Below are 13,973 nucleotides of genomic sequence, written 5' to 3' on the forward strand. Positions count from 1 at the left end.
GACGTCGGTGACCTCGGTCGAGACGATCCTCGAGGTGGTGGTCGGCCTCGCTGTCGTCAGCTTCGTGCTCGTGATGGTCTCCTTTCGCAAGCACCTGCCCGGCCCGACGGTCTGACAGGCTTCAGGATGCCACGGCGAGCGTGACCGGGCGCGTCACGAGCCACGCCCGGCACACGTCGTGCGGATACGGGCGGTGCCACGAGAGATCGACAGCGCGGCTGGCCAACTCGTGGCCGTCGGCCCCGTAGGCGGCGACCACCACGGCCGTGGGGTACTCCTCAGCTGTGTCGAAGGTCCAGCTCGACGGCGGTCGGCTGAAGAAGTCGAAGGTCGGCGCCGGGAAGCTCGCACCCCCTGTCGGCAAAACCGGAGAAGGCGTTTCAGCCGAGGTCGGGGCGGTGGGCAGAGTTCCGCCGCCCGGCAGGGAATCCTGTTGAACCGACGGCCCACGGTCTGCGTTCGCCGTGGCGAGCACTGACGCCGCAGGAGCCGAGCAGCCACCGCTCGTGCAGAGCCTGACGTCGTGAGCGAGGCCGGGAGTGCCCGAGAGGTGCACATCCACCGTGATGACCTTGGCGACGGCCGGGCAGCTGGTTGCGAAACGAGGCCCTGCGGTGCCGGCGACGACGAGTGCCGCGACGACCGCGGCCGCGGCCGCGCCGCCTCCGATGAACGCACCCGTCGATCGCTTCATGGGCGCCTCACCGCCCCACCCGGAGCCTGACGGGCCCTGGGACGACCGGCGTCGGGCACGCCGACCCCGGTGAGAGCTCGTGCCAGTCGAGGGTCGCGACACGACTGGCCAGCGCGCGGCCGTCGGCGCCGTACGCGGTGATCCCCACCGCCGGAGGGCGTCCGCCGACGCCGGAGAAGCCCCACCTGGCCGGGACCGTGTCGGCGAAGGGTGAGAACTGGGGGGCCGGTTCGACGCCGGGTGTGGCGGTCGTGGTGCCCGTCCAGCCGGAGCCGGGCCGGGAGGCGCTCGTCGAGCCGGGCGGGCGGGCCGGCGCGGGAGTCTCGGGGCCGGTCGGCGGGCTCGGCACGGTCACAGCCGAAGAGCGGCCACTCGGCGGCGAGGCCGGGGTCGCCGCGGGCGTCTCCTGCACGGAGGAGCTGTTTGCGTCCGCCGCCCAGCGGGCGAGCGCGGCCGCCGCAGGCGCCGAGCACCCGCCGGTCGTGCAGACGCGCACGTCGTGCACCGCCGCAGGATCACCGGTGATCGTGACGACGAGCAGGGGCGCGTAGCCGACGGCCGAGCACACGGTCTCCTGCCGAAAGCCACTCGTGGCCAGGCCGATCACGGCCACGATGGCCACGGCCGCCACCCCCAGGCCCACGAGCGCAGGCACTCCACCGGGTTTCATCTCCCGATCGTCGCACGTGCGGACGCGAGCGTCACTCACGATCGCGTAACGCCCGATCCCTTACCTTTTCGGCAGGCCCTGACCCACGAGGGGATGAGATCAGGCCGAAAAGGTAAGGGTCCGGGCGTCGAGCGGGCGGGTCAGCCCTTGAGCGCCCCGGAGGACAGGCCCGCCACGTAGAACCGCTGCAGCCCGACGTAGAGCGCGATGCACGGGATCATGGCCACCACAGACCCTGCGACCAGGGTGCCGTAGTTGATCGACCCGTAGGCGCCGGTCTGCAGGTTGAGCAGCGCGACCGGCAGCGTGTAGAGGCTCTGTTTCGTGAGGAAGGTCAGCGCACCGAGGAACTCCGTCCACGCCGCCAAAAAGGCGTAGAGGGCGGCCGTGGCGGCGCCCGGCATCAGCAGGGGCCGGAGCACCGACAGGATCACTCGGGTGCGGGAGGCGCCGTCGACGAGCGCCGACTCCTCGAGCTCGTCGGGTACCGCGTCGAAGGCGTTGCGCATCACGAACGTGCCGAACGGCAGGTTGACCGTCACGTAGAAGAGGATCAGCCCGACGAGCGAGTTCGTGAGGTGCATGGCGTTCAGCTGCAGGTAGAGCGGCGTCAGGATCGCCTGGAACGGCACCATCATCGTGAGCAGGATCATGCCGAAGAAGAACTTCGAACCCCTGAAGCGGAACTTCGACAGCCCGTAGCCGGCCAGCGTCGCGACGACGGCCGTGACGACCGCGGTCGAGATGGCCACGATCAGGCTGTTCACGAGACCCGTCAGGATGTGCTGTGACGGGCTGAAGATGGCCTGGAAGTTGGCGACGCCGAAGTTCCAGAACGTCGACCAGGTCGGGGACGCGACGATGGTCGCGTTGGGTTGGAAGGCGCGCAGGATCGCGATCAGCAGGGGCACTCCGAAGATCAGCGCCGAGCCGACGCCGGCGATCACGTAGAGCGTGCGCTTGACCCGGGTGTCTCGCGGGTGATTGACGCTGCCCTGGTGGTGCGCGAGATTGCGCTTGGGGCCGGACGACCCGGATCCTGCGCCCGCGAGCTCGGCGCGCGAGGCTTCGCCGGCCCGACCGGCCAGGGAGGCTGCGGGGTTGGAGGCTGCAGTGGTCATGAATTAGTCCCTCTCTCGAAGAGCCCAGAACTGGAACGCCGTCACCAGAGCGATGACCACGATCAGCGCGAACGCCTCGGCCGTGGCGGCGCCGAGCTGCAGCTGCACGAAGGCGCGGTTGTAGATGTAGCCGACGATCGTCTGCGTCGAGGTGCCGGGGCCACCCTGGGTCAGGATGTAGAACTGCGTGAAAGCGAGCAGCGATCCGGTCACCGAGATGATGACGCTCAGCGCGATCGTGTTCTTGATGATCGGCATCGTGATCAGTCGCTCCTGCTGCCACCAGGTGGCGCCTTCGAGCGATGCCGCCTCGTAGATCTCGCCCGGGATGCCCTGCATGGCGCTCATGACGAGCACCATCGTGAGGCCCGACACGGCCCAGATGACGAAGACGATGATCAGGCCCGTCGCGAGCGGGCCGTTGACGAGCCAGGCCGTCGACCCGTCGGTGATGTGCAGCAGCTTGAGCAGCACGTTGACGAGGCCCGAGTTCGGCTGCGCCTCGAGCACGAGCATGAAGCTGAGCGTGGTGAGGCCGACAACGTAGGGCAGGAAGAAGATCGTGCGGAGGATCGTCGCGCCCCGGCGCCTCGAGCGCACCAGGACGGCGAGGAAGTAGCCGACCCCCAGGATCGGCAGGGTGACGATCACCGTGTACAGCAGCGTGTAGAGGATCGACTGGACGAACGTCGGATCCTGGAACAGGTTGAAGTAGTTGAGCAGCCCGACGAAGTGGTAGCTGCCGATCAGCGGCCAGTTGGTCAGCGAGATGTAGACCGCGATGATCAGCGGCGCCACGACGAAGACGAGGACGAACGCGAGCGCCGGCGTGACGAGGGCCAGGCCGATCTTCGGCGGGTGGGTGAGCGACGCCCGCGGTTTCGTGGCCCCTCGATTGCCGGGCCCGCCAGCGCGATCAGCGCTGCCGGCTCGCGACCTCAGTGTTGTGGATGACATGTGTGCACCTCCTTGTGCTGGGTGCCCGGCCTAGGCCTGGGACTGGTCGAGAATGCGGTCCCAGACGGGTGCCGCGGCTTTCAGGGCCTTCGTGACCCCGTCGCCGAAGACGGCTTCGCGGAAGAGGGCGAGGAAGGGGCTCGCCGTCTGGTTGTAGAGCAGGTTGTAGGCGATCGTCTGCGGCGCGTAGCCCTTCTTGAGATTCGACAGCGGCAGCACCGAGAGCGGGTACTTCTTGTCGTACGAGGGGGTCAGCACGTCCGAGCGGACGGGAAAGTAGCCGCCGGCCGGCAGCGTCGACTGCGTCGCCGTCGCGGTGGCGTACTTCATGAACTCCCAGCCGCCCGCTGCGTTGGCCGCGCCGTTCGGGATGCACATGTTGTCGCCACCGTCGAAGAACGCCGACCCGCCGGTCGGCCCGGTGAGCAGCACCGCGTCGATCTTCTTCAGCATGGCCGGAGGCGCCGTGTAGACGGATCCCCACGAGATCGGGATCATGCCGACGGTGCCGGCCCGGAAGTCGGCTCCCCACGCCGTGCCGGCGTCGGCGTAGGCGTTCGTCGAGACCAGCTTGTCGACCCAGAGCTGCCGGTAGAACGCCAGCGTCTGCTCGAGAGCGTCGTTGCCGACGATGTGGCCGTGCTGCTTGCCGAGCGTGCCGATCTGCATGTCGGTGCCGGTCGCCCAGATGTTCGGCTGCACGGTGAACCCGAGGATGCCCGCCGCGGCGCCCGACAGGCTCCAGGCGTGGATGTCGCCGCCGAGCTTCTGCACCTTCCTGGCTGCGGCCAGCTGGGCGTCGAACCCGGTCGTGAGCGAGGTCGGGTCGACGTCTGCCTTCTGCAGGATCTCGGTGTTGTAGTACAGCATCGAGTTGTCGGCGAGGTAGGGCAGGCCCCAGATCTTGCCGCGCTGCTTGACCAGGTCGAGGTGACCGGTCGAGAGCTTGTCGTAGTACGGCAGCGACTTCACGACGCTCGTGAGGTCGGCGAACACGTCGCGGTAGGCGAACAGGACCGAGTTGATGTCATCCATGTCGACGACGTCCGGCGGCTGCCCGCCGCGGATCGACGTGGCCAGCTTGGTCACGTACTGGGCATCGGGGATCGGCGTCAGGTTGACCTTGAGGTCGCTGTGCGACTTGTTGAACGAGTCGACCAGCGCGACGAGCCCGGTCTGGGTCGCCGCGCGGCACCACACGTTCACGGTGCCGGTGGCCTTTCGATTGAAGGCCCCTGACGACGAGTCGATCTGCGGCAGGGCGCCGGCGCAGCCTGCGAGGGCGAGCGTCGCCGCCCCCAGCAGACCTCCGGCGAGGAATGCGCGTCTGTCCATGCGGCGCGCCCCCTAGAGGGTCGGGATCCAGACGCGCATGGGCCCGATCTCACGATTCGCCCACGCGTAGTAGGGGATCGCGGTCAGGGTGACGGCTTCAGGATCCTGAGGCTCGGTCTCGGGGTTCGCACCGGGGTAGCCGACGCCGCTCGCCGCAGCATCCACCCGCTGGTACGGCCAGGTCGTCTCGGTGTGGTTCGACGGCGACGAGCCCTTCAGCTCGACGGTGACGATGCCGTCGAGCAGATCGTCGCGTTTCTTCGTCTCGATGGCACCCTCGAGATCGAGGAGGACGTCATCGACCTCGGGGGCGGTCTGGTCGGTGTGGCCGTGCTGGTCTCCGTGCTCGAGGGCGTAGACGAGCGGCCCGCGCTCCACCGCGATCTGACCACGGCTCGCGTCGATGCGCGAGTCGGCGGCATACAGGTGCACGGTGAGGTCGAGGTCGAGGCGCACGACGTCGCCGACCTTCCACTCGCGCGTGACGCGGGCGTATTCACCAGGAGTGACAGCGTCGCCGGGCGTCGTCTCGACGGGCTCGCCGTTGACGGTCAGCGACGTGTTGTCCGACCAGATCGGCACGCGCACGTCGAGGCTCCAGGTGCCCGTCGAGGCGGTGATGTCGATGCCGACGGCGCCGTGCCAGGGGTAGTCGGTGGTGACGTCCACGGATCCTGACGCGTTGTCGTTCTCGAACGCGAACGAGCCGGTGGCGAACTGGTGCAGCTGGATGCCGTCGGCCGTGCTCGTGGCGAGGTAGGCGTCGAGGCTGGCGAAGGTACGCATGATGTTCGGCGGGCAGCAGGCGCAGTCGAACCAGCCGCGGCGACCGTGGGCAGGCGAGCGATTCTCGTCGGCGTGGGCGTGGTCGCGCATCTGCAGCGGGTTCACGTAGAAGTACTCGGTGCCGCTCAGCGAGACGCCCGGCAGGAAGGCGTTGTAGAGGAAGCGCTCGATCGCGTCGGCGTAGACGGGCTTGCCGGTGGCGAGCAGCAGGCGCCAGGCCCACTGCACCCCGCCGATGGCGGCGCACGACTCGGCGTAGCCGCGGTCGGTGGGCAGCTCGTAAGGGTCGCCGAACGCCTCCCAGTCCCAGCGCTGGCCGAGCCCGCCGGTGATGAACGCCTTCGACGACATCATGCTGGCGAACTGCGTCTCGAGGGCGGCGAGCAGCTCGGCGTCGCCCGTCTCGAGCGCGACGTCGGTGGCGCCGGCGCCGAGGTAGACCGCGCGGACGGCGTGGCCCTCGACGGTGGTCTGCTGACGGACGGGCACGCGGTCGGAGAAGTAGGTCTCCTCCTTGCCGTGGCTCTTCGTGTAGCCGTGACCGCGGGCCTCGACGAAGTGCGCGGCGAGGTCGAGGTAGCGGCGCTCACGGGTCTCGCGGTAGAGCTCGACGAGGGCCATCTCGACGACGGGGTGGCCGTCGACGTCCTGCCGCTTGCCGGGGCCGAAGGTGGCGTCGAGGTGGTCGGCCAGCTTGATCGCGACGTCGAGGAGGCCGGTGTCGCCGGTGCCGCGCACCTGGGCGACCGCGGCCTGGAAGAGGTGGCCCGCGCAGTACATCTCGTGACTCCACGGCAGGTTCGTGTAGCGGCCCTCGCGGCCACCCTCTATCTGCTGCACCGAGTCGAGGTAGCCGTCGTCGGCCTGGGCGCCCGCCACGAGGCCGGTGACCTCGCGCTGCATCTGCAGCAGGTCGCCGGAGGGCTCGCGGGCGTATTCGAAGGCGACGGCCTCGAGCCACTTGTAGATGTCGGAGTCCATGAAGATGGGGCCCCGCGCCTCGCCCTGCTTGGTGCCCGCGGCGATGCGGAGGTTGTCGAAGTTGCCGGCCGTCTCGAGGAGGTCGTAGGCCTCTCGGATGGCAGCGGCTCCGTTGCGCTGCTGCCGCAGCGACCAGAAGCCCGAGGTGATGCGGGCGTCACCGGCGGCGAGCGGCGCGAAGGCCGTCGTCGCGGTGTCGGAAGGGAGGACGGGCTGAGCCCTGAGCGGTGCCCCGAGGGTACCGACGGGCGACGGCGACGTTGCGGTCATTGCTGCTCCAGTGCAGATCGAGGGATTCCGGAAAGTGCGGAATACGTTTTCTGAGTGTGAGGCTACGTCTGTCTCGCCTTTCGCGCAACACTCGCTTTCTCTGATTTCGCCTGCGCTTGTGATCTTGCGTATGATCTGAAGACTCGGAAAGGAGGTTGCCGTGTCGACAGATCAATCCGGCTTCGCAGTCGTCAGGATCACCGACGTGGCGGCCCTCGCCGGCGTCTCGATCGGCACTGCCTCCAAGGCTCTGAACAACACCGGGCAACTTCGCAGCGAGACTCGGGCCCGGGTGCGCGAGGCGGCCGACAAGCTCGGGTTCGTGATGGACGCCCGCGGTCGGGCGCTGTCCTCCGGCCGCAGCTACACGGTCGGCATGGTCACCACCGACTCGTTCGGGCGCTTCAGCATGCCGGTGATGCTCGGCGCCGAAGACGCCCTCGCCGCCGGTCAGATGGCCGTGCTGATGTGCGACACCCGCGACGACGCCGTCCGCGAGCAGCACTACCTGCGGTCGCTCACCTCACGCCGCGTCGACGGGATCATCGTGACGGGGCGGTCGTCCGACGCGCGGCCTCCCATCGACGTCGACATGCCGGTGGTGTACGCCTTCACGCCGTCCTTGGATCGTGCCGACGTCTCGATCGCGGTCGACGACGCGCGCGGGGCCGAGATCCTCGCCGAGCACCTGCTCTCGATCGGGCGCCACCGCATCGCCTACGTCTCGGGTCCTGAGCGGCACGCCTCCGCGTCGCTGCGCGCCGGGGCCGCGGCCGCCCTGCTCGGCCAGTCGCTCGTCGCGCCACCCCTCTTCGGCGAGTGGTCGGAGCGCTGGGGCCGCCAGGCCGTCGACATGCTGATGCGCACCTCGCCCGACATCGACGCCATCGCCTGCGGCAGCGACCAGGTCGCCCGGGGCGTCTGCGACCGGCTGCGCGAGCTCGGCAAGAGCGTGCCCAGCGATGTCGCGGTCACCGGCTACGACGACTGGAACGTGATGGCTCTCGCCAGCCGGCCGCCGCTCACCACCGTCAACCTGCGGCTCGAAGACGTCGGGCGGCTCGCCGGGCAGGCACTCCTCGACCTCGTCGCCGGGCGGCCCGCAGCCTCGTCCGTGATCGAGCCGGCCCTCGTGATCCGCGAGAGCACCGTCGGCGCGTAGCCGCTCGCGCCGCGCGGCGCGCCCGGCCCGGCGCGGCGCGCCCGGCCCTCGCGCGGCGCGCCCGGCCCCGCGCGGCGCGCCGCGCCCCGCGCGAGCCCGCCTCGCCCCGCGCGCTGCACCCGGCCCCCGCGGGCCCGCCTCGCCGCCGCGTGCCCGACCCGCCTCGTTGGCACAACCGGAGATCCTGCGTGAGCTGCCCCGGCTCGCGCCGATCGCGACCCTCGCGGGAAGCAATCTCCGGTTTTACCGACCGGGGCGGTGCCGTGCGATCCACCGCACTCTAGGCGCACCCTGCGCGAGTCCCCCTTTTGGCCGCCTTGTCGACCCTCGTTCAGCAGAAATACACTTTTCGGAAGGAGTTTGTAAAGAACTCTAACAAATACCTGACCGGAGCGTCCCATGAGTCTTAGTCGCATCGCCGCCGCCGCCGCCGCGGCCGCCCTCCTCATCGGCGGTCTCACTGCCCCGACCGTGGCCGAGGCAGCGACCGCCGACCTGGTCGCCGACCCCGGTTTCGAGACCGGCGCTCTCAGCCCGTGGACGTGCGCCGGACCGGGATCGGTCACCAAGACCGCCCCGCACTTCGGCTCGTACGCGCTCACCGACGCGGCGACCTCCAGCGACGTCTCGAAGTGCTCGCAGGTCGTCTCGGTGAAGCCCGGCTCGAGCTACACGCTGAGCGGCTACGTCACCGGCGCGTACACGATCCTCGGCGACACCGGCACCGGCACCACGGACGGCAGCATCTGGGCGTCGGGCTCGGGCTGGTCGAATGTCACGACGAGCTTCAGCACGGGAGCGAGCACGACCAGCGTCACGATCTACGTCAGCGGTTGGTACGGCGAGGGCTCGTACGGCGCCGACGACATCTCGCTCACCGGCCCGGCCGGCAGCAGCACGCCGCCCGCCTCGAGCGCGACCGTGCCGGGTGCCCCGACGAGCGTCCACTCGACGGCCACGACGAGCAGCAGCGCGACCATCGTCTGGACTGCACCGTCGAACACCGGCACGACGTCCACCGGCGCTGCCGCGCCCCTCAGCGGCTACACGATCTACCGCGGCGGCACGAAGGTCGGCACCGCGACCGGCACGAGCTACACCGACTCCGGGATCGCAGCGAGCACCGCCTACTCGTACACCGTCAGCGCGAGCAACGCGACGGGCGCGTCTCCGCAGTCGAGCGCAGCGAGCGTCACGACGACGGCGGCCGCCAGCGGCGGCACCGGCGGCGGCACGGGCACGGGCACGGGCGGCGGCACCGGCGCGGCGGCCCAGCTGCCCGAGCACCTCCTCACCGGCTACTGGCAGGACTTCACCAACGGCGCCGAATCCCTCCCGCTCTCCGCCGTCCCCACGAGCTACAACCTCGTCGCGGTCGCCTTCGCCACTTCGACGTCCACCCCCGGCGCGGTCACCTTCAGCATCGACTCCGGCCTCTCCACCGCACTCGGCGGCTACACCGCCGCGCAGTTCACCTCCGACATCGCGACGCTCCACTCGCGCGGCCAGAAGGTGATCCTGTCGGTCGGCGGCCAGGACGGCACGATCAGCGTCTCCGACTCCGCGAGCGCCGCCGCCTTCGCGTCGAGCGTCGAGTCGCTGATGAGCACCTACGGCTTCGACGGGGTCGACATCGACCTCGAGAACGGCATCAACCCGACCTACATGGGACAGGCCCTCCACGCGATCGCCGCAGCCAAGCCCGGTGCGATCATCACCATGGCGCCGCAGACGATCGACGTGCTGTCGTCGACGTCCGACTACCTCGCTCTCGCGCTGAACATCGAAGACGTGCTCACGATCATGAACACGCAGTACTACAACTCCGGGTCGATGAACGGCTGCGACGGCGGCGTCTACAGCGAGGGCACCGTCGACTTCGTCACGTCGCTCGCGTGCACCGCGCTCCAGGCAGGTCTCAAAGCCAGCCAGGTCGGCATCGGGGTGCCCGCGTCGACGAGCGCGGCAGGATCCGGATACGTCGCACCCTCGGTCGTCAACAGCTCCCTCACGTGCCTGGCGAGCGGCACGGGCTGCGGCACCTTCGTCCCGACGGCGAAGTACCCCACCATCCGCGGCGCCATGGACTGGTCGATCAACTGGGACGCCTCCAACGGCTACGCGTTCGCCGACGCCGTCCAGGCGCAGCTCGCGAAGCTCCCCTGACTCGCCCGCCCGCACTGACTCCCCTCCCGCACCACACCCATCCCACCCCTCCCCGAAAGCCAGAAGACACCCATGAAGAAGATCCCCCTCGCGCTCGGCGCAACCGCCGTCGCAGCGCTCGCCATCCTCGGGCTCGCCACCCCGGCGAACGCCGCGACGGCCGCGCCCAGCCGACCCGTCCCGATCCTGCCGGCCCTGCCCCTGCCGACGCATTTCGCGGCGCCCTACATCGACGTGACGAGCGTGCCCGACCTCGCCGCAACCTCGCAGGCTTCAGCGTCCAAGTACCTCACCCTCGCCTTCCTCCAGACGCCGGCCGCAGGATCCTGCACCGTCGACTGGGCAGGAAACTCAGGCACGCCCGTGGCGACTTCGACCTACGGCGAGGCGATCGACAAGATCCGGCTGCACGGCGGCGACGTGATCCCGTCGTTCGGCGGCTACTCGGCGGACACCACGGGCACCGAGATCGCCGACAGCTGCACCTCCGTGCCGGCAATCGCTGCCGCCTACGAGAACGTCGTCACGACCTACAAGGTGCAGCGGCTCGACTTCGACGTCGAGGCGTCGTCGCTCGACGACGCGGCGGGCATCCAGCGCCGCAACGAGGCGATCGTGCTCGTCGAGAAGTGGGCGGCCGCAACGCACCGCCGCGTCGCGTTCAGCTACACGCTGCCGTCGACGCCGCAGGGCCTCGCCCCGTCCGGCCTCGCCGTGCTGCAGTCGGCGGCGTCGGTCGGCGCACGGATCGCGACCGTCAACGCCATGACCTTCGACTACTACGACGGGCTCCAGCACGACATGGCCACCGACGGCGAGACCGCGGCGACTGCTCTCGTCGGGCAGCTGCGCTCGACCATCTCGCCGACTCTGTCGACCCGAGCCCTCTGGCAGCAGGTCGGGATCACGCAGATGATCGGCATCGACGACTACGGCCCCGCCGAGACGCTCTCGGTCGCGGGCGCCCAGTCGTTCGTGAGCTGGGCCCGCACGGCCGGCGTCGGCACGACGTCGTTCTGGGCGCTGAACCGCGACAACGGCTCGTGCGTCGGCACGAAGGGCGCGAATGCCTGCTCGGGTGTGGCGCAGTCGACCTGGGCGTTCAGCCACGTGTTCGCGCGCTTCACGCGCTGGCTCTAGCCGCCGCGCTCCCCGGCCGGCGCGCGCGGCTCGCCCGGCGGGCCCGCGCGGCTCGGCCGGCGGCCCCGCGCGGATCGCCCGGCGTGCCCGCACGGCTCGGCCGGCGAGCCCGCGCTGGGACCCACGCGGGGCCCCCGCCGGCAAAACAGGAGTTCTCATGCACCACCCCGGGTCCCCCCTACGGCCCGGCGGCGGCCGCGCGTGAACTCCTGTTTTGCCGACGCGGGGCCCGTGGCGCGCGCGGCTCGCCCGGCGTGCCCGCACGGCTCGCCCGGCGGGCCCGCGCGGCTCGCCCGGCAGGCCCGCACGCGAGCCCGACCTCGTCTGACCCCGCCGAAAGGGCGAAGACGCATCAGGATCACGATGAGGCGATGCTTCTTCGCCCTCTCGCGTCTCAGAAGGCGGCGGGCCTGTCCTCTGCCGGCAGGTCGCGGGTCAGCGGGATGGCGGGGCGGCCCGCTTCCACCGCGCGCCGTACCTGCGCAGGCTGATGCGCGTGCGATCGGCGCGGAAGAAGTCGTGCGAGAACTCGATCGGCGTCTCGGACGCGTCGAACGTGGTGCGCCAGATCTCGAAGAGCGCTGCCCCCGGGTCGACGCCCAGGATCGCCGCCTGGCCGTCGGTCGCGAGGGCCACGTCGATCGTCTCGTCGGCCTGATGCATCTCGATGCGGTACTCGCGCGCCAGCAGACGGTAGACGGACTCCGTGTGGTCGTGGCCCTGGAAGTCGGGCAGCAGGCGCATCGGCAGGGCCATGGTGTCGAGAGACAGCGGGATGCCGCCTGCCAGGCGGAGCCGTCGCATCCTGAAGACGTTGTCGCCCTCTGCCAGCGCGAGCGTGCGCTGCTCGGCGGGCGAGGCCAGCCCGATGCCTTCGTCGAGTACGGTGGTCGACGAGACGAAGCCCTGCTGGCGCAGCATGTCGGGCACACCCTGGATGGTGTTGAGCTGCCGTTCGATCTTGCCGTCGGCCACGAACACGCCTCCGGTGCGGCCCATGGTCCGCCGGATCACGTTCGCCGACTCGAGCTCTTCGAGGGCTTCACGAAGGGCCGATCGCGGCACGCCGAACTGCTCGGCGAGTGCGCGCTCGGAGCCCAGGCGGTCACCGACTCGAAGCTCGGCACGCGCGATGGCTCGCCGGATCGCCTGGGCGATCTCGGAGTGGTCTCTGGGCACGGCGCCTCACTGAAAATCGGTCGGAGCCGCCATGGTACCGGCGGGCGCGTCAGGCGCGCGGGGCAAGGGGCGTCTCAGGCGCCGAGCGCGGTCAGCGCGCCGTCGAGCGACTCGGCCAGCCGCGGCACGTCGGCCGATTCGAACGCGAGCGGGGGGCGCAGCTTCAGCACGCTGTTGTTCGGCCCGCACACGCTCGTCAGCACGCGACGTTCGCGCAGCTCTTCGAGCAGGTCGAGAGCGATCGCGGTGCCCGGCTCTTTCGTCGAGCGGTCGGCGACGATCTCGAGCCCGGTGTACTGCCCCGAGCCTCGCACGTCTCCGATGGCAGGATGCGAGGTGGCAAGACCCCGCAGCGCCTCGCGCAGCTCCGCCCCCACCGTCAGCGCCTTCTGCTGCAGCCCCTCGTCGCGGATCACGTCGAGCACGGCCTGCGCCGCGGCGATCGCCACGGGGTTGCCGCCGAACGTGTTGAAGTAGGGCCGCTTCGTGGCGAACGGCTCGAGCACCTCGTGCCTTGCGGCCATCGCCGCGATCGGGAACCCGTTGCCCATCGGCTTGCCCGTGGTGACGAGGTCGGGCACGAACGGGTCGGCGAAGAGACCAGCCCCGTCGACCGCGCCGAGGCCCTGCCGCGCGAACCCCCAGAACGCCTCGCCAGTCCGGCCGAAGCCGGGCTGCACCTCGTCGGCGATCACTATGCCGCCGTGCGCGTGCACCAGGTCGAGAGCGGCGCGGATCATGCCGGTCTCCCCCAGGAAGATGCCGTCCGACGAGAACGACGAGTCCAGAATCAGACCCGCGAACCCGTCACCGGAGGCCTCGATCTCGAGAATGGCGCCCTCCACCTGAGCCAGCCACCAGGATCCTGCGCCCTCGGCGGTCTCGGATCCCAGCCGGTAGGTGTCGGGCGGGTCGACGACGCGGAGGGTCGCGTCCATGGTCTCGGCCGGGCTGAGCGACGGCGAGTGCGCCGACACGAGCGCGGTGTTGCCGTGGTAGGCCTCGTTCGTCGCGATGTAGGCGAGCCCGCCGGTGTACTCGCGGCCGACGCGCAGGGCGAGGTCGTTCGCCTCCGAACCGGTGCAGACGAACATGACCTCGTCGAGGGCATGCGGCATCGTCGAGAGAAGGTCGTCGGCGTAGTTCAGCACGCCTTCGTGCAGGTACCGGGTGTGGGTGTTGAGGGCGGACATCTGGCGCGTGACGGCTTCGACGACGCGAGGGTGCGCGTGGCCGACGCTCGGCACGTTGTTGTAGAGGTCGAGGTACTCGTTGCCCTGGGCGTCCCAAGCGTGGGCGTCACGGCCGCGCACCAGTTCGACGGGGTGCCGGTAGAACAGCCGGTAGGCATCGCCCAGCACACGCCGCCGCTCGGTGAGGGCGCGCGTGCGCGGATCGAGCGCCTGGGCGTCCTCCGCCTTGAAGCTGTTGCCGTCGAGGATCGATGCGGTGCCGGTCATGGCTCCATCATGCTGTCTCGCGCCGGGGCGCGGGGCCCTGGGGCGTTGCCGG

Annotated in this window: 11 protein-coding genes; 3 read left to right on the forward strand and 8 right to left on the reverse strand. The window is 70.2% G+C overall.

The window, feature by feature from the left end; all coding sequences use genetic code 11:
* Nucleotides 1-121: 121 nt before the first annotated feature.
* The 6 genes from AX769_RS20455 to AX769_RS20480 all read right to left on the reverse strand — a co-directional run bounded on the left by AX769_RS20455 (nt 122) and on the right by AX769_RS20480 (nt 6,814).
* Nucleotides 122-694 carry a hypothetical protein gene (locus AX769_RS20455; RefSeq protein WP_066282823.1) on the reverse strand — a complete coding sequence of 191 codons (573 nt, stop codon included), beginning with the start codon at nt 692-694 and terminating at the stop codon, nt 122-124.
* A gap of 7 nt (nt 695-701) precedes the next feature.
* Nucleotides 702-1,364, reverse strand: coding sequence for a hypothetical protein (locus AX769_RS20460; RefSeq protein WP_157887754.1), 663 nt, complete (start codon nt 1,362-1,364; stop codon nt 702-704).
* A 140-nt stretch (nt 1,365-1,504) separates the two neighbouring features.
* Nucleotides 1,505-2,485 (reverse strand): carbohydrate ABC transporter permease, encoded by a 981-nt coding sequence (locus AX769_RS20465; RefSeq protein ID WP_082763973.1) that lies wholly within the window; start codon nt 2,483-2,485, stop codon nt 1,505-1,507.
* Between the two features lie 3 nt (nt 2,486-2,488).
* Entirely contained in the window at nt 2,489-3,442 is a 954-nt protein-coding gene (locus AX769_RS20470) for a carbohydrate ABC transporter permease (RefSeq protein ID WP_066282825.1), read from the reverse strand.
* A gap of 30 nt (nt 3,443-3,472) precedes the next feature.
* Entirely contained in the window at nt 3,473-4,777 is a 1,305-nt protein-coding gene (locus tag AX769_RS20475; protein ID WP_066282827.1) for a sugar ABC transporter substrate-binding protein, read from the reverse strand.
* 12 nt (nt 4,778-4,789) lie between these two features.
* The gene (locus AX769_RS20480; protein WP_066282831.1) at nt 4,790-6,814 is read right to left on the reverse strand and encodes a glycoside hydrolase family 127 protein; all 2,025 of its coding nucleotides are present in this window, start codon (nt 6,812-6,814) and stop codon (nt 4,790-4,792) included.
* Between the two features lie 160 nt (nt 6,815-6,974).
* Between AX769_RS20480 and AX769_RS20485 the strand changes: the two genes are divergently transcribed.
* The 3 genes from AX769_RS20485 (at nt 6,975) to AX769_RS20495 (ending at nt 11,282) form a co-directional block, all read left to right on the forward strand.
* Nucleotides 6,975-7,976 (forward strand): LacI family DNA-binding transcriptional regulator, encoded by a 1,002-nt coding sequence (locus AX769_RS20485; protein WP_066282834.1) that lies wholly within the window; start codon nt 6,975-6,977, stop codon nt 7,974-7,976.
* A gap of 399 nt (nt 7,977-8,375) precedes the next feature.
* A complete protein-coding gene (locus AX769_RS20490) occupies nt 8,376-10,142 on the forward strand; it encodes a glycosyl hydrolase family 18 protein (protein ID WP_066282837.1) in 1,767 nt (588 codons plus the stop codon).
* A gap of 72 nt (nt 10,143-10,214) precedes the next feature.
* Nucleotides 10,215-11,282 (forward strand): chitinase, encoded by a 1,068-nt coding sequence (locus tag AX769_RS20495; RefSeq protein ID WP_066282840.1) that lies wholly within the window; start codon nt 10,215-10,217, stop codon nt 11,280-11,282.
* Nucleotides 11,283-11,717: 435 nt separating this feature from the next.
* Here AX769_RS20495 and AX769_RS20500 read toward each other — a convergent pair whose 3' ends face one another.
* Together AX769_RS20500 and AX769_RS20505 are read right to left on the reverse strand one after the other, a co-directional pair.
* A complete protein-coding gene (locus AX769_RS20500) occupies nt 11,718-12,461 on the reverse strand; it encodes a GntR family transcriptional regulator (RefSeq protein WP_066282841.1) in 744 nt (247 codons plus the stop codon).
* A 74-nt stretch (nt 12,462-12,535) separates the two neighbouring features.
* The gene (locus tag AX769_RS20505) at nt 12,536-13,921 is read right to left on the reverse strand and encodes an aspartate aminotransferase family protein (RefSeq protein WP_066282842.1); all 1,386 of its coding nucleotides are present in this window, start codon (nt 13,919-13,921) and stop codon (nt 12,536-12,538) included.
* Nucleotides 13,922-13,973: the final 52 nt, after the last annotated feature.

It is taken from the genome of Frondihabitans sp. PAMC 28766, assembly GCF_001577365.1.
Taxonomy (GTDB): Bacteria; Actinomycetota; Actinomycetes; order Actinomycetales; family Microbacteriaceae; genus Frondihabitans.